Genomic DNA, 16,777 nt, shown 5'->3' on the forward strand with positions numbered 1-16,777 from the left:
CGAATCCCGATCTCGCCCTACACAAACCTCAGCAAACTAACAGACCAACTGGTCTCATCCGAGTCTGGCAGAGAGGGGTCAACCTCGGTTGGGTTAAGTCCTCATTCTCGCGAGACATGTCGGATCGGGTCGAAATTCAGCCGACGTTAGATTATGTGCTGCTGCGTGACAGTAAATACCTGCGCGACGCTGCGAACGATCCCACGACACAACCAGTCATCAGCATTGCAGCTACATCGTGGCAGGTATTCCTGGCTGCGGTGTCGGGTGAGGCTGTGGATCGAGATGCCGACATTCCTTCGATCGACCGCACCGAGAACGGTGGCGCGGTTGTACGTTCGGCCGCGGAGGCTACCTTGACCTTTACAAAAGCTGAGTGGGATGCCTTCATCGCTGGTATTCAAGCAGGGGAATTTTCGCTCGCGGCTGCTTGAACCGAGTGCGTGACGTGACCTGGGTGACGTCGCCTAGGTCTGCCTCACTGCTACGGCCGGGCTACGTCGCAGCCGCAGCAATGAGGCTGTAGTGAGGTGGATATTGATCATCCCGTCAGGGTTGTGCCTCACCGAGCATTACATGCAGCACCACACCGAATACCCCACGGAACGAGCACCAGCACAGGACGCGTGGCCGCATCGTCCGCCCCTTCGGTGGCTACTACCTCGTCGGCCGTTCCTGCTGATAGCCTGTGACGAAGCCGAGACTGGGGGTTGACGTGGCCAAGGTGAATATCGACTACGGTCAGGGCAAGATTGCGGCATTCAACGACGCGGCGCGAGCAGGGACTATCCATTTCGAGGAGGCGGCCGTACGAGAGGCCGTAGCGTTGTATGACCGAATGATTACCGGGTTGCATGCAGCTCGCGAGAGATTGCAGAAGGCGACGCAGGCTAGCGGGTTCGGTGGATTCGAGTCGGCGCAGCAGTTGCAGGCGGGTTTCTCGAACAAAGCGGCCGAAGGGATGATTGCTATAAATCACCTGATCGAGGGCGCGATGCGATTACAGGAGGCATATTTGCGCGCAGGCAACCTGATCACCGAGGCCGACCAGATACACGCGGATGCGCTCCGTTTTGCGGAAAAAGACCCAGGATTGGGTGACGCCCGCGCATGACTACGATGCGAATAATGGCAGTGGCATCTTTCTGTGCAGCCACAGCGGTCCTCGCGGGATGCGATAGAGCCGGCTCGGCCAAAGAACCCTCCCAGACCGAAACTGCAACTACTCGACCGAGCTTGGCGGTCTCGGTCGCTCCGCCCCCCGCACAGGTGAGTACGGGACGCACCGATGTGAAGCATGACCCATGCTCAGAACTGCCTGATGCCGCTGTCTCGAGCGCCGGGTTCGACCCGAGCACTCGCGCCCGAGCTGATCAAATCCACGATTCATATGCGTTCATTGGATGCACCTTCGCACACAAAGAGCAAATACGAGGACAACTCCTGACTACAAGCAACTTGACGGTGTCCTCGACGAACATCACATTGGATGAATTTCGAGCCCGAGAAGGCGCTAACGCTAGAGCTATAAAAATCAACGGCCGTGATGCGATCACGTATCAAAAGAACAATGCCGAGGCTTGCTACATAACGATGACCGGCCCTGACGGGACCATCGATGTCGGTAAGAGTGTCAACGGCGCATTCACCAACGAGCCACCATGTCAGCGAATTGATGAGATAGCTAAGACGATTGAGGAATCCCTCAACGGCAAATAACGGGCTTGAGCCTGGCCAATGCCCGAGATCAACCAGATTGTCGATGGCGTGCTCAGACCGGATCCCAAGCGCAGATGTGCCATTTCGCGTCGACCTCCCGGTATGAGCTGTATCGGGCTCGGTACCGTGCGGTGTTGTTGCTGTCGAGCCCTTGGGCGTGCCGTTCGTACCGAACAGTTATCTCAGCCGTTGCCTCGACTGGGGTGAGAAGGTCCTGTTGGCCGTTCATGTCGGTCCATTGGACATTGGAGATATCGACCATCCAGCCGTAGCCGCGTGCCGCGAAGTTGGCCTTTCGCTCAGTCTCCAGACTCTCATCCACCAGATTCTCGTCACGGGTAATAGTCCCGTCCGGGGATACCGTCATCCAGCCGTAGCGCAGCTTCCGAATCTTGTCGGATAGCGGGTTGCAGGCGACGGTGTCGAGGGCGTCCCAGTCGCCGGAACTGTTGACGGAGAGCATTACTCGTGTGGCGGCCCGTATGCTCGCTTCATCATCGCGAAGTGTGATCTCGAGTGATTCTTTTTCGGCTGCGCAGGGAGTGGATGCCTGCACAATCAGATCGCCCGTGCCTGTTTCTCCGGGTGCGTAACTCGCTCCGATCTCGAAGCCGCGCTTGTCTTTGAAGTGACGGCTTCGAGGGTTGGCCGCGTCGGAGGTTCGGATTGTGTATCCACGTGCGGCCAAGGCATCAACCTTCGCCAGCACGGCCTCACCATCCTGCGAAGATACCGATTTGAATGTATTGATCGCAGACAACCGCCAGGGCGGACCATTGCGCGCGCCCGAGGCGTTTGCCTGGCACCCGGCGCGATCGATCGGGGTCGCATACGAAAAGGCTGGCTGCGGCGAGATTGCGACCATGTTGTCGAGCATGACCATCTCGGCGTCGGCGACGGTTAATCCGGTCGAATCGAGAATGTCTTTGTTGGTCGGTCCACTCGACGGCGGGCCATGGCTACAACTGCTCGACAGCAAGAGTGCGCATATTGCGAGGGGTATGGCCCCTGTGCGGCGTAGCTTCATCGGACCGGCATCGTCGGGCCGAGGTTCGGGTTACTGGTGACGCGTGGGTTATCGTATGGTTTCTTGCCTGCTTGCTCCCAAGCTGCCGCCTCGGCTGCGGTGGCGGCCTCTTCCCCCAGATTCCCGTCGTCGCCTGGTTTCACACTGATGTAGTCGGTTTCGACGCCACGCTCGACGTAACCGGTCACCTCGGTACCCGCGATCACGCCCACGATGTTACGGAACGCGGTGGAATCCGGGTCGTTCCAGTAGTTTCCGTGTCCATCCTTTCCGAAGATCACCTCTTGCTTACCGTCGTGGTTGTGGTCCCCGTAGTACCCAGTGTCGAGCCGGGTGACGCCGGGAATCCTGTCCGGGTCGGTACCTTCCGGGAGGCCACCGTGCGGATTGCGGCTGGGAATAACAGGGTTGTCCGGAATCTCCACGGGCAATCGACGCGGTGCATCCTGCGCCACATGAATCAAATCGCCCGGAGCGGTCATCGAGTACCGCTTCACGTTCGGATTGGGATCGTTCCACTCGGTGTCGTAGATCCCGGAGCCCGCCGAGGAAGCATGCAGAACTCGGTCGGCCCGCAATCCCAACTGCTCGGCCGTTCCGACGATCGAACCGCCATATGAGTGGCCTACGTAGGTGACGGGAGTTCCAGGCGCATGCTGGGAGACCTCGCGATCGATCTCCTTGCCGAAGTCGACCAGCCGCGGCGCCATATCCGCGGCATACTTCGGATCCATCGCACCGTCCTTGCCGAGGCCATGCGGGAAGTCGCCTTCCATGTAGAGGAAGGTGGGGCCTTTTGTCTGTTGAGAAAGGTTCCAAGCGGCCGTCTCGTTATCCCGAGATCCCCACAGATCGGTACCAGTGCCAGGTACGTACACCCCGGTACCCTTCACGCCCGGTTTCAGGTCGCCGAACATTTCGATCATCCGCCCGTTACCGTTCGGATCGAATGCGATGAACTTGCGGTCCACCATTGCGGCGTCGAATGGATTGGTGCCGTCGGCTTTCTCTATGTTGTAGTACGGCTTCTTGTCCGACGTGGATAGCTCGCCCGTTTTCGGGTCCTTCTCTTTCCCGGTGATCGGATCTATATTCGGCACTCTCTTGGACTTGGTCGGGTCAGGGATTGGATCAAGCAATCCTTTCAGGCGATCGATCTTACCTTTGTCCTGCTCTTTCTCGGGCTTGGCCCGCTCTCCTGCGAGAGCGTTCTCGATATTGAGCCGGTTTGCGGCGATTCGAACATCGAACGGCACGCCGTTCAGGTTGCCCATCTTCGCCGGGTCGGCGATCACCATCTGCTGGATGTCGGCAGGACTCATTTTCGCCATAGTTTCAGCGACAACACTGGCGGGTAGAGTCGACAGGCGATCCACCGCCTGGTGAGGTGTCAGGTGTCCCTCGGGCCACCTGGGGAATGTCACCGTCGGCTGTCCGTCACGGATGGCCGCCAAGCTGGCCTGCACTTCTCGCAGGCGTTGACCGTAGGTGTTGTCAATTCGCTCGATTTCATTGAGCCCGCTTGAGATATTCAGCTGATAGACACCGGCTGCCGCTTGTTTGTCTTTGTTATTCGTATCAGGATGGGTCACCGAACCTTGCTCGCCGATCCTGCAACCGTCCGCCACCGCCGCAGCCGCCTGGGTTATCACATATTTCACCGCAGGCAGGAAATCCTGGTAGGCATCAGCCGCATCGTCGGCGAACTGCAACAGCAGGTTGCGGACTTCGTGACCGTGGTCTATCTCTTCGTCAGTCCGTTTGAGCGCCGCATCTCTTGTTTGCCCGTGCCAGTCGCGAGCATCGGTGACCACACGTGAGCAATCATTCAACGCCTGGAAGAGAGCTTCCGCGTTCTGACGCGCGGTCACACCGGCTGCTTTCAGATTTTCCAGCTGCCAGCCCATCAGTTGCGGAATGGTTGGTCTCATCAGCGAGGGCTCAGCTTTCCGAATTCGCCAGCGATTTCGGCGTCTTTGTCGATGACGTTCGCCCTGAATTTATCCACCAGGTCCGCCATCGTCTGGAACCGCGTTGAGATCGATCTCATCGCTTGTTTTGCTGGATCGGCACTGTCACGAATCGCTGTCAGTACGTCGCTGCCCTCACCTGCAGCTGCCGATAGAGCCGACCACACGTACTTGTCGATGTCGTCGGCGGCCTGATGCCACTTCTTCGAAATATCCTGCAGTTGTTCAGGTTGCACACCCAACGCCGGCCCGAGATGCGGAGCGACGGGAGCTGTCGGCGCGGGGCCTGGGGGCGGCGACGCCGTTGGGGCAGGGGGCTGGGATGTCGCGGTCGGTGGCTGCGCAACTGGTGGTGGCGTCGGATCCGGGCTCACGATATTCCCCCTCGAAGCGAAAACTCCGCCCGTATGGGCGGCAAACGGTCGATCGGATTACCGTACCGGGCATCTCCTAGCAGGGACAACCGCATCCGATCCCGCGATAACCGCACATAGGGGGTCGAGGGTTTTCGCATCGGTGCGCACCGCAGAACTCGACTGTTAGGCTTTGAAACCTGCCGAACACGAGACACGCAGCTTCGGGGGGCACGAGATGGGTGACAACGATAAGCCTTCATTGCCGGTTCCTTCGCTCCAAGATCTGCTCGACCAGCAAAAGATGCAGGCCGCACAGCAGAAGGCCAGCGAAGCTCAGGGACGGGTGCAACGCCAGGACCAGAGCCTCACCGACCTAGGTGCCGGAACGGATCCGGATTATGTGCGGACTGTCGAACACTTCGAGAGCATGACGCACGAGGCCATCTACCAAGCCGTGCACGGCCCTGGCGGCATGGACGCCGCGGGCTTGCAAAGCCTGCGGCGAACGTGGTTCGACACCTACTCCGACCTCGTCAACCTCTCTACGTTCAATCTGATCGGATTGAACCGAATCTTCGGCAACGGGCTCTGGCAAGGCGCGAGTGGCGACGCGGCCAAAGCCGCCTCCGAGCAGTTCACCCATGCCGCCAATCAGATCGGCCAGGTATTCAGTTCGGTTACCGACCGACTCGACACGCTCTCCTGGTCCGCAGAGGCCCTCAAGACCGCCGTTCAGCCACCGCCAACTGTTGTCACCACACCCGACCCGGACAATCCCGCTGAATCGATCCTCCCCGGCCTGGTCAACCCCGCAGCCGACGATCAAGCCAGTACCGCTCGCGAGCAGGCACGCCAAGCCGCAATCCGCGCCGTCAACAGCATCTACACCCCGGCCTTCCCACCCGCAGGGACCGGCGTTCCCGCCTACATGGCTGTACCCCAGGTTTCAAATGGTGGTGACGCGCCCGACAGCAGCATTAGCGGGAAGCCCGGCGACACCGTGTCCAGACGCGGCAACGACCCGAATAACCATCCGCCCGAGGATAATTCGGGCTCGCCGAAACAAGACCCGACCGATCCCAATGCCGACCCATCGAAGACCCAACCCACCGCAACCGATCCATCCAGCGCGACCAACCCCACCAGCCGTACAGCCCCCGACAACCTGTCATCGGGAACAAAGACCGACCCGGCTGCCACCTCCACCACGCCCGCAGGACTGAACCCCGGCACCACGACCTCGCCCGGCAGCCCCGCGCTCAACCCGAAATCGCCACCTCCGGCGAACCCGAGTACTCCGAATCGTTCGAATCCCGGTCCAGGTTCACCCGGCACACTTCGGCCGGGACTTCCGGGCACGACGCCACCGGGGATCGTCACCCCTGGTATCGCAACACGCGGTGCGCCGACTACTGCGGCCGGTCAGACCGGCTCGCTGGCGCCTGGTGCCGCCCGTCGAAAAGAAGACAACAACGAAACCGAGCATCGCGCACCCGACTATCTCAGGCAAGTACATCCGGACTGGACCGACGGACTCGGACCATCGATCGGAGTGATTGGCGACGATCTAGACGTCACCAGCACCGGTCTCAGGGCCGAAACCGCAAGCGCCGCAGACCAATACATACCCACTGCTAGCCCAGCTCCTTCGCCTCCGGTTGATTTGCAGATACCGCACTACGTCGACGACGCCCCAGGCGGCACCGAATCACCATCAAGCGCGGCCACTCATTCCGAGCCGATACCTGACCCCGATATCGTGCCCCCAGAACTTGAGCACACACCAGTGGCCGACGACAACCCGATGTCAGCAGACCAAATGGCCGAACTTCTGCGCCTTGCAGGGCTTCACGACGACCGCAGTCCTGAAGGCGGCCCGGCGAGGAACGATCGGCAGGGACAGGCAGACACCAACCGGTGAAAACGCAAACGGTCTGGGACTTCACGCCGGACGAATTCGCATGGGTGTGGGCCGAAACCGGACTAGACGAATACCCCTATCCGATCAGCATCATCGAATCCCCGCCAACCCAAGACGAATACGCACGTCAGGTGGCAGAGATCAGCAGACGATATCCACGTCGAGGCAATGCAGATCTGATCGGACCGCTGCGGGTCCTCGCCGACCCAGAGGTGCGGATCATCTGCACCGGCCGATCCCACGCCTCACACAAACGGGTCCGATCACTCGCCGCAGCAGCAGGCCGCCTTGGGGTGATCCTGTTCCAGAAGTCCGGCGTGACAGCGGATTTCGGCGGAAACCTCAAACTGGTTGTCACACGCCCCGCCGACCTTGGCACCCATATAGCCGCCACGATGCCGCCCGCACCGGCTGGAACCGCCGGACAGATGATCGGCTACACCCCGCGCGTGCGCGGCCAGGAACCACCCAGTTCGTGGCTACGGAACGTGCACGGAAAGCATCCGGTTGAAGAACGCATCCGGCTGCTATTGCGAGCACCACGGACCGCCGAAGGACACTTGCGCATCGAACGCCACCTACGAAACACGCGCCCGCATCCACCCAGCTACCTGAGCTGGATCGACATCCACAACAACCACCCGGCCGCTGGCCGATACGTCATCGAGGTCGACGAAAACGATACTGTCGTCACGCCTTCGTCCAACGAGACCATCGCACAAAAACTGCACCGTAGCGCTGAGCTCGACCACGTTTGAATTGCGCATTTTACCCACCAGCGTTACGAGGTGGTGGCATTCTCGAATGCGCGACTGCACCAAGGGGGAAGATCATGAACACCGCGCCGCCGGATTGGTATCCCGACCCACAGAATCCAGGCTTTCGCAGATACTGGAACGGTACGGATTGGATCGGCGACCTGATGCCCGCGCCAGCGACCGGCGGCACCGCACATCCCCCGCAGGGTGTGCCTGCGGTTTCGAAGGTGCCGATGTTCGGCGTTCGTGCCTACGCGAAACGCCAATCTCAGGATCTGGCCGCTGCTTTGACAGAGATCCAGCGGCTTCGAGCCGAGTTGTCCAGCATTGGCGGCCTCGAGGTCGCCGAACTTCAGCGCTACCGTGAGCAACTCGCTGTGCAGGTCACTGCGGAGCAGGCGCGCCTGGACAGCGTGCGAACAGAAGTGACCAACGCCCAAGGGGAACTGAACAGCGTACGCACGCAGGTGATCAACGCTGAAGAGGAACAGGTCCTCCAGGAAATCGGTATCTACCGATACCGCCACCCACTCTCAGATGTGGTCTCCTACCGTGCCGCGCTCGAAAAGTTGCAGGGTGAAATCAAGTACGCTGCGGCGCGCGACGGAGGCGCGATCGAGGCCGCGTCGAGCTGGGAGGTCAACGGCTCGGTCGCCCAGGGCCGCAAAATGATTCGGGAGACGTCGAAGCTGATGCTGCGCGCCTACAACGCCGAGGCCGACTACCTCGTCCGGAGTCTCAAACCGCACAAGTTGGACACCGCGCTGGAACGTCTCGACCGGTTGGCTACCACCATCGAACGACTCGGCAAGACCATGAAGTTGCGTATCACGCCCCGGTATCACCAGCTCCGGCGCCGCGAGCTGGAATTGACCGCCGACTATCTGGAGAAGCTCGCCCGGCAGAAGGAAGCCGAACGCGACGCACGTGACCGCCTGCGCGAGGACCGCAAGGCGCAGCAGGAGATCGAACGCGAGCAACAGAGACTCGAGAAACAGCGTCAGCAATACGCATCGGCCCTCGCTGCACTCGAAGCCGCCGGAGATACCGACTCCGCCAAGGCTCACGATCTGCAGGACAAACTCGCGGACATCGAGCAGAAGAAAACCGCCCTCGCGGACCGGGCGGGCAATCTCCGCGCTGGTTATGTGTACGTCATCTCGAATATCGGCGCATTCGGCGAGAATATGGTCCAGATCGGCATGACCCGCCGGATCGACCCGTACGACCGCGTCAGCGATCTGAGCAACTCGTCGGTGCCATTCAAATACGACGTGCACGCCATGCACTTCGACTCCGACGCCGCCGGTATCGAAGAAGAATTGCATCGCCGTCTGGCCGACAAGCGTGTCAACCAGGTCAACTCCCGCCGTGAATTCTTCCGGGTCACTCCTGCTGAGGTGCGCGAACACATGCAGGAGCTAGCCGGAGAACTCCTGTTGTTCGACGACCACGCCGAGGCCGAGGATTACCGCCGCAGCCTCGCTGCGGCGCGCCACGCGAACCAGCAAAAATGACGAGACAAGGATGCTTGGCATGCCAAAACCTAACGGCGAGTTGACAATCCGCACCGATGGTAACGCCGACGAGCTGTTCGGGCTCCTCGAGTGGTTCAACGCCGATGACGAGTTGCGCGGCCGGGTCAGCATGCCGAGGAAACCGATTCGCCCTGGCCAGATGGGCGACCTGGCCGAGGTGCTCGTCGTGGCTCTCGGTGCGCGCGGCATTGGGTCCGCGCTGGCGCAATCGCTGACTGCATGGTTCGCCCACCGGCGGTCCGACATCGCGGTAACCCTGACCCTCGACCACACCGAGCTCACCCTCGACGCCAAACGCGTCAAAACCCCCGAAATCACCCAGGCACTGCAGACACTGCTCGACCAGTCGAACAAACCCCAATGACCCCCGCGTCGACGCGCACCGGCTGGCGCGCCGCCCTCATCGGAGTGAGCAGATACACCCACCCCGCCATCACCGATATCCGCGCCGCCGCCAACAACATCCACGACCTCACCCGACTGTTCACCGCACCGACGGGTGCGGCGCTCCGCGGTGAGGACTGCGCCGCGCTGATCGATCCCGACACACCTCCGCAGGTCGGTGAACTCCTTGCCAACGCCGCCGACCAGGCCGAGGAGGTGCTGGTGGTGTACTACGCCGGACACGGCCTGCTGGACCGGCGCGGACGCCTGCACCTAGCCTTGACCGGCAGCGACCCCGACCACCCCGAATGGAGTTCCATACCCTTCGCCGCGCTGCGCGACGAACTCGCCACCGCCCGTGCCCGTGCCCGCATCCTGATCCTGGATTGCTGCTTCTCCGGACGAGCTTTCGAAGCCATGAGCGCCCCCGCCACCGTCGTCAACGGCCAAATCGACATCAACGGCACCTACACGATCGCTTCCTCCCCTCGCAACGAACCATCTCTCGCGCCCGAAGGCCACCGCCACACCGCGTTCACCGACGCCCTCCTCACGGCCGCCACCAGCAGCATCGGACTCACCCTCGACCAGCTCTACGGCGACATCGACCAGATCCTGCACCGCAACGGCCACCCCCGTCCCGTGCGACGCAGTGTCAACATCACCGGCAATCTGCGCCTGTTCACCCCGCCCGGCTACCGGACCAGATCAGATAACGCCGTGGTCCCGCTGGTCATCGACCCGCTCGCCACCCCGGACAGCGCCACCGAGGAAGTCTTCGCCAGCGGTCAGCGTGCCGCTAAACGAGGCGACCTCGCCGAGGCCGAAAACGCCTGGCGCACTGCGGCGTTGCACGGACACCCCGGCGCGATGAACAACCTCGCCAACCTACTGTGCACTCAGGGAAAACTCCGCGCAGCACACCCGCTGTACCTCGACGCGGCCCAACGAGGCAACACCGCAGCCATGGGCAACCTGGCAGATCTGCTGCATCGAATCCACGAAGACGCCGATGCCGAGTACTGGTGGCAGCGTGCCGCCGAGGGCGGCGACATCGACGCCATGTACAACCTCGCCCTCATGCTCGACAAATCCCGCCGCTTCGACGAAGCGCTCACCTGGTACCGGCACGCCGCCGAACTCGGCCACACCAACGCCATGCACAACCTCGCCATCCGCCTGCGCTACCGCGGCCAACTCACCGAAGCCACCACCTGGTGGCACCGCGCGGGCCACAACCGCCCGCAACGCATCAGCGAAAAACTCCGCGGCCCCGCCCCGCACAGGCAATCACGCTGAGACCGAGAAGAAAGTCCACCTCACCGCAACCGCTGCGTAATCGGCATTTCCGGCCATCCCAAAGGCTAATGGCCACAATTAGTCTGCGCGTCAAGAACCCCCATCCGTAAGTCCTGATGTGGCGAATAGGCATTGAGGCATATTCCCCCTCGTTTGGGCACTCGGGGGATCGGCTCGAAGCGGCAGCTCTCTCCGGCGCGCCGATTGGAAGGTGACATGCGGGTGCGGAATCCGTTCGCGGTCGATGGCCGGTTCCCCGACGTCGTAGTGACAGCTGTGGCGGCGTCGACGTCGATCGCTGGCGACGTCGACGGCACTTGGGCAGGGCTGCTGGCCGGCGAGTCCGGTATCGGCCCGCTCGACCAGCCCTGGGTGCATGACTACGCGCTGCCGGTACGGATCGCTGGGCGGTTGAAGGTACGGCCGGAAACCGTGCTGCCCCGGGTGGAATTGCGTCGGCTCGCGAGTGCGCAGCAGATGGCGACGGTCCTCGGGCGCCAGGTGTGGACGAATGCGGGCAGCCCGGACGTCGACACCGAACGACTCGCCGTCGCCATCGGCACCGGAAATGGTGGCGGTGAGGTGCCCCTGCACGCTCGCGAGTTGATGGCCGAGCACGGCTACCGGCGGGTATCGCCATTGACGGCGCAAATGCTGATGCCGAACGGGCCATCGGCCGTGGTCGGGCTCGAGTTGCACGCCAAAGCAGGCGTTGTCACGCCGTTGTCGGCTTGCGCCTCGGGTGCGGAAGCCATTGCGAGAGCATGGCAAATGATCATCATGGGCGAGGCGGACATGGTGGTCACCGGCGGCGTCGAGGCGTGCATCGATCCCTTAGCGGTGGCGATGTTCTCCGTGACGGGCGTCATGAGTTCCCGTAACGACGACCCGAAGGCGGCCTCACGGCCGTTCGACACCCACCGTGACGGCCTCGTCCTGGGCGAGGCCGGGGCTCTTATGATCGTCGAAACCGAGAACCACGCCAAAGCCCGCGGCGCGACCATCCACGCCCGGCTGCTCGGCACCGGCATCACCTCCGACGGCTACCACCTGGTCGCACCCGACCCGACCGGCACCCACGTAGCACGCGCGATAACCAGGGCCATGCAGACCGCCGGGCTGTCCAGAAACGACATCAGCCACGTCAACGCACACGGCGACGCGACCCTCATTGGAGACAGCGCCGAGGCCAACGCGATCAACCAGGCGCTGGGCAATCACCCACGGATCTATGCACCGAAATCGGCGCTCGGTCACTCGATCGGTGCGGCTGGCGCACTCGAATCGGTTCTGACCGTTCTCAGCATCCGTGACGAAATCATCCCGCCAACCCTGAACCTTGAAAATCAGGACCCGGGAATCGATCTCGACATCGTCACCGGCAAGCCCAAGCAGAGCCGCATCGACTATGCGATCAAGAACTCCTTCGGATTCGGCGGGCACAACGTCGCCCTCGCTTTCGGGCGCTACTGACTTCAGAAGCCCCTGCCCAGGTCCGACGGCTAGGCGCGCACCGGATGCACCGTGTGCAGCGTGACCGTGGACCATCCGGCCCCGCCCGCCCTGTCCCTGCGATTGCTGGCTGACCGTGGCTGATTGCCATTAATCCCGCCATTTAATGACTGACGTCAACCAACGACGCCAACGCTAATAGTTGATAGCGCAGCTCGAATCAGGCGAGACTACAACGTATCCGCAGTTCAGGGGCCAGCAGGGCCAACGACATTCGACACGACCCGCTCTTGACAACGACACCAACCGCAAGGTAGCCGTTCGTGAGCACATGGAGTTACCCATGTGCTTACGAAATCACCTGTCACCTGTGGAGCTCGGACTCCCCCGCTCCGCGCTCCACAACTGCTCCTCACCCCGGTGAAAGCCGGGATGCACCACACCTTTTGGATCCCAGGGCACCGGAGGGCCGGTGCCGATAGCTAGCTATCGAACCTAACCGCGGCGCATGAACGACGGGACGTCGACATCGTCGTCATCGTCGCCGGCGTCGGGGGGTTCGATATGCGAGCGGCTGTTGCCGGAGACCGTCGGCTCGGCGAGGCGGGCCCGCTCGGACTCCCGGTAGCTCGGGATGCCGCGAGTGGTGCCGGACGTGGTGCCGGTACCGGTTTCGGTGCGCGCGGCGACCTCGCTGGACCGGCCCGCAGAGATCTCACCCGCCCGGCCGGAGCCGATGTGGCTGCGGGTGGTGGTGTCGAAGGTGCGCCGGGCCGGGCCGCCGCCGTCGAAACCCGCGGCGATGACGGTGACCCGCACCTCGTCGCCGAGCGAATCGTCGATCACGGTGCCGAAGATGATGTTGGCCTCGATATGCGCGGCCTCCTGCACCAGCGAGGCGGCCTCGTTGATCTCGAACAGGCCGAGATCCGAACCGCCCGCGATCGAGAGCAGCACGCCGTGCGCACCGTCCATCGACGCCTCGAGCAGCGGCGAATTGATCGCCGCCTCCGCCGCTTTCACCGAGCGGCCCTCACCGCGCGCCGAGCCGATGCCCATCAGCGCGCTGCCCGCACCGGACATCACGCTCTTGACGTCGGCGAAGTCGACGTTGATCAGGCCGGGGGTGGTGATCAGGTCGGTAATGCCCTGGACACCGTTGAGCAGCACCTCGTCCGCGGAGCGGAACGCGTCCATCAGGCTCACCGCGGCGTCGCCGAGCTGCAGCAGCCGGTCGTTCGGGATGACGATGAGGGTGTCGCAGGATTCGCGCAGCAGGTTTATCCCGACCTCGGCCTGGTTGCCCCTGCGCTTGCCCTCGAACGAAAACGGCCGGGTGACAACGCCGATGGTGAGCGCGCCGAGTTTGCGGGCGATGCTGGCCACCACCGGCGCGCCGCCGGTGCCGGTGCCGCCGCCCTCACCGGCGGTGACGAAGACCATGTCGGCGCCCTTGAGCACCTCCTCGATCTCGTCCTTGTGGTCTTCGGCGGCCTTGCGGCCGACCTCGGGATCGGCACCGGCGCCGAGACCGCGGGTGAGCTCACGGCCGACGTCGAGTTTGACGTCGGCATCGCTCATCAGCAGCGCCTGCGCGTCGGTGTTGACGGCGATGAACTCGACTCCCTTGAGTCCCTGTTCGATCATCCGGTTGACGGCGTTCACGCCGCCGCCGCCGATACCGACGACCTTGATCACTGCAAGGTAGTTGTGCGGGGGCGTCATGGGCTCTCGCCTTCCTTCGATCTAAAGCCTGTCGTTTGCGGATTCGAGACATCGTCTGCTCGGGACGGCTTCATCGCAGCGATCCGCCTCCCGGGCAAACCCTAAACCTCAACCATAGGGTTAGTGTTATGTCAAGTATCCGACTGGTGCGGAACGCTATTCGCAGCCGCCGCGATCCGCGTGCAGGCGCGCCGAAACGAGTGACAGAATCTTGTGTGATCCCTCTCGTCTCGCCGCGCAACACACCGTATCGTAGGACGGTTGCCCCCCTGGCCCGGCGTTTCCGCGGCGGCGATCCGCCGAAAATTCCCTGGGCACAATGAGTATCGATCACTTTACCGTGACCAGATTCGGACTCGAAACGTCGAATACGGTTCCTTCGCGCGTCAACAGGGGAACCACCACCGCCGCCTTGCGCTGTCCGTCGTTCGCGCCGCCCCACACCACCGTGCGACCGTCCTTCAGGTTCAGCGAAATATCCGAAATCGACCGTGCCACAACCTCGCTCACCTGGATGCCGAGCGACGACGGCAGCACCGCGAGCACCGCGACCGCCGCATCGGTCACCGGATCGCTCGCGCCCGGATGGGGGGTGATCAGCTTGGGCACGCCGATCGGCGGCGCCTCGATCGAGTACTCCACGCTCTGCGCGTCCACCAGGTGGGCGCCCTGCGGGCTGTCGAAGTACAGCACCGGAACGCGTTCGACCACCGTCACCTGCACCGTCGACGGGAACTCCCGCCGCACCCGCACCGACCGCACCTTGGGCAGCGCGGCGACCCGCCGGGCCATCGCCTCGGTATCGATCCGCAACATCGAACGGCCCTCGGGGATTTCGAGCAGCTCGCGCACCTGATCCTCGGAAACCGCTACCGCGCCGTCGATCTCGACCGTGCGCACCGACAGCACCGGGGTGAACCAGGCGACCGCCGCGAGCGCGATCAACACGACCACCGCGATCGCACCCCACAGCCGGACGCGCCGCACCGCCCTCGGGCTCAACCCGCTCAGCGGGCGGATGCGGCGGGTGAACGCGGGTGCCATCGCGCGCTCACCGCCCGTACTGTGCTGAATCGGCGGCGCGTCCCTGCGTGGTCACGCTCCGCTGCCGCCTCCGGTCCTGACGCTCGCGCCGCGGGGCTGAATCGGCGGCGCTCACGCTCCGCCACCTCCGCCGGGCCCTGAGTTCACGCCGCGCGGACGCGCCCTGAGACCGTCGAGGATCTGGCTGCCGAGCATCGTCACATCGCCGGCGCCCATGGTGATCACCACATCGCCGGGCAGCGCGAGCGCGGCGACCTGACGGCCCACCCGCGACATATCCGGTTGGTAATGCACGGGTTTGGTGACCGCCTGGGCCACCAGCGCGCCGTTCACCCCCGGCAGCGGCTCCTCCCGCGCGCCGTAGACGTCGAGCACGACCACCTCGTCGGCCAGGCTGAGCGCGGCGCCGAAATCCGCGGCGAAGGTGGCGGTGCGGCTGTAGAGATGCGGCTGGAAGACGACGATGACCCGGCCCTGCCGGGACCGCGCGCCGTCACGCGCCTCCTGCTGGACCAGCTCCGCCGCGGCGCTGAGCACCGCGCGCACCTCGGTGGGATGGTGGGCGTAATCGTCGAAGACGCGCACGCCGTTCTCCCGCCCGGTGAACTGGAAGCGCCGGTGCACGCCGCCGAAACCCTCCAGCCCCTGCACGATCTCGTCGACATCCGCACCCGACGCGCGGGCCGCGAGCAGTGCGGCGAGTGCGTTCAGCGCCATATGCCTGCCGGGCACCGACAGCCGCAGCGAACGCGGCCCCGGCTCATCGCTCAGCTGGAACTGCGCGACGCCGCCGACATCCCTCGGCTCCCAGCTGTGCAGGCGAACGCCGACCGGAACCGGCGCGTCGGCGAGTTCGCCGGAGCCGTAGCCGAGCACCCGCACGCCCTTCGCGGCCAGGCGCGGGCCGACGCGTTCGGCCAACGCGCGCGAACCCGGGTCGTCGAGGCAGACCACCAGCAGCCCGCCCGAGCCGAGCCGGTCCGCGAAATCGTCGAACACCTGGGTGTACGCCTCGGCGGATCCGAAGAAGTCCAGGTGGTCGGATTCGATATTGGTGACCACCGCGACATCCGGGTCGTACTGCAGCAGCGAGCCGTCGCTCTCGTCGGCCTCGGCCACGAAGATATCGCCGGTGCCGTGGTGGGCGTTGGTGCCCGCCTCGTTCAACTCGCCGCCCACCGCGAACGACGGATCGGAGCCGCAATGCTGCAACGCGACGATCAGCATCGAGGTGGTCGAGGTCTTGCCGTGCGTACCCGACACCAGCAGGGTGCGGTGCCCCTGCATCAGCGAGGCCAGCACCGCCGGGCGCAGCAGCACCGGGATATCGCGCCGATTCGCCTCCACCAGTTCGGGATTCGTCTTCGGGATGGCGGCGTAGGTGGTCACCACCGCGGTCGGGCCGCCGGGCAGCAGGTCGAGCGCGCTGGCGTCGTGACCGATGCGGACCTGGGCGCCGCGGGCCCGCAGCGCGAGCACACCGCGGCTCTCCTTGGCGTCCGAACCGGAGACCGCGCCGCCGCGGGACAGCAGAATCCGCGCGATACCGGACATTCCGGCGCCGCCGATGCCGACCATATGCAC

Annotated in this window: 15 protein-coding genes; 9 read left to right on the forward strand and 6 right to left on the reverse strand. The window is 63.6% G+C overall.

Translation table 11 applies throughout. The features are described from left to right. The 3 genes from LGY53_RS22130 to LGY53_RS44465 all read left to right on the forward strand — a co-directional run. Positions 1-434, forward strand: a 434-nt coding sequence (locus LGY53_RS22130) for a DUF397 domain-containing protein (RefSeq protein ID WP_225728615.1), incomplete at its 5' end; no start/stop codon positions are given. 281 nt (positions 435-715) lie between these two features. Continuing rightward, positions 716-1,114, forward strand: coding sequence for a hypothetical protein (locus LGY53_RS22135; RefSeq protein WP_225728616.1), 399 nt, complete (start codon positions 716-718; stop codon positions 1,112-1,114). A 14-nt stretch (positions 1,115-1,128) separates the two neighbouring features. Beyond that, entirely contained in the window at positions 1,129-1,719 is a 591-nt protein-coding gene (locus LGY53_RS44465) for a DUF3558 domain-containing protein (protein WP_225728617.1), read from the forward strand. A gap of 52 nt (positions 1,720-1,771) precedes the next feature. Here the strand turns inward: LGY53_RS44465 and LGY53_RS22145 are convergent, their stop codons facing one another. The 3 genes from LGY53_RS22145 to LGY53_RS22155 are packed head-to-tail and all read right to left on the reverse strand — an operon-like array spanning position 1,772 to position 4,952. Continuing rightward, positions 1,772-2,698 (reverse strand): hypothetical protein, encoded by a 927-nt coding sequence (locus LGY53_RS22145; protein WP_225728618.1) that lies wholly within the window; start codon positions 2,696-2,698, stop codon positions 1,772-1,774. Between the two features lie 44 nt (positions 2,699-2,742). Then, positions 2,743-4,653, reverse strand: coding sequence for an alpha/beta hydrolase (locus tag LGY53_RS22150; protein WP_225728619.1), 1,911 nt, complete (start codon positions 4,651-4,653; stop codon positions 2,743-2,745). Between the two features lie 23 nt (positions 4,654-4,676). Continuing rightward, on the reverse strand, positions 4,677-4,952 hold the full coding sequence (locus LGY53_RS22155; protein ID WP_225728620.1) for a hypothetical protein: 276 nt from the start codon (positions 4,950-4,952) through the stop codon (positions 4,677-4,679). A 355-nt stretch (positions 4,953-5,307) separates the two neighbouring features. Here LGY53_RS22155 and LGY53_RS22160 point away from each other — a divergent pair, with 355 nt between their 5' ends. The 6 genes from LGY53_RS22160 to LGY53_RS22185 all read left to right on the forward strand — a co-directional run bounded on the left by LGY53_RS22160 (position 5,308) and on the right by LGY53_RS22185 (position 12,445). Beyond that, entirely contained in the window at positions 5,308-6,993 is a 1,686-nt protein-coding gene (locus LGY53_RS22160; RefSeq protein ID WP_225728621.1) for a hypothetical protein, read from the forward strand. Further along, positions 6,990-7,751: an ESX secretion-associated protein EspG gene (locus tag LGY53_RS22165; RefSeq protein ID WP_225728622.1), complete on the forward strand. Its 762-nt coding sequence runs from the start codon at positions 6,990-6,992 to the stop codon at positions 7,749-7,751. Before LGY53_RS22160 ends, LGY53_RS22165 begins: the two co-directional genes overlap by 4 nt. 74 nt (positions 7,752-7,825) lie before the next feature. Further along, positions 7,826-9,268 carry a DUF4041 domain-containing protein gene (locus tag LGY53_RS22170; RefSeq protein ID WP_225728623.1) on the forward strand — a complete coding sequence of 481 codons (1,443 nt, stop codon included), beginning with the start codon at positions 7,826-7,828 and terminating at the stop codon, positions 9,266-9,268. 19 nt (positions 9,269-9,287) lie between these two features. After that, positions 9,288-9,653, forward strand: a complete 366-nt coding sequence (locus tag LGY53_RS22175) for a hypothetical protein (RefSeq protein ID WP_225728624.1) — start codon at positions 9,288-9,290, stop codon at positions 9,651-9,653. Next, complete coding sequence (locus LGY53_RS22180; protein ID WP_225728625.1) at positions 9,650-10,972, forward strand: tetratricopeptide repeat protein; 1,323 nt, start codon at positions 9,650-9,652, stop codon at positions 10,970-10,972. Before LGY53_RS22175 ends, LGY53_RS22180 begins: the two co-directional genes overlap by 4 nt. Positions 10,973-11,188: 216 nt before the next feature. Beyond that, positions 11,189-12,445, forward strand: a complete 1,257-nt coding sequence (locus LGY53_RS22185; protein ID WP_225728626.1) for a KasA/KasB family beta-ketoacyl-ACP synthase — start codon at positions 11,189-11,191, stop codon at positions 12,443-12,445. 474 nt (positions 12,446-12,919) lie between these two features. Here the strand turns inward: LGY53_RS22185 and ftsZ are convergent, their stop codons facing one another. The 3 genes from ftsZ to murC all read right to left on the reverse strand — a co-directional run bounded on the left by ftsZ (position 12,920) and on the right by murC (position 16,771). Beyond that, positions 12,920-14,149, reverse strand: a complete 1,230-nt coding sequence (gene ftsZ / locus LGY53_RS22190) for a cell division protein FtsZ (protein WP_225728627.1) — start codon at positions 14,147-14,149, stop codon at positions 12,920-12,922. Between the two features lie 330 nt (positions 14,150-14,479). Further along, a complete protein-coding gene (locus tag LGY53_RS22195; protein ID WP_225728628.1) occupies positions 14,480-15,193 on the reverse strand; it encodes a cell division protein FtsQ/DivIB in 714 nt (237 codons plus the stop codon). Positions 15,194-15,304: 111 nt separating this feature from the next. Beyond that, the gene (gene murC, locus LGY53_RS22200) at positions 15,305-16,771 is read right to left on the reverse strand and encodes a UDP-N-acetylmuramate--L-alanine ligase (protein ID WP_225728881.1); all 1,467 of its coding nucleotides are present in this window, start codon (positions 16,769-16,771) and stop codon (positions 15,305-15,307) included. Positions 16,772-16,777 lie beyond the last annotated feature (6 nt).

Source organism: Nocardia sp. JCM 34519.1 (genome assembly GCF_020361265.1).
Taxonomy (GTDB): domain Bacteria; phylum Actinomycetota; class Actinomycetes; order Mycobacteriales; family Mycobacteriaceae; genus Nocardia; species Nocardia arthritidis_A.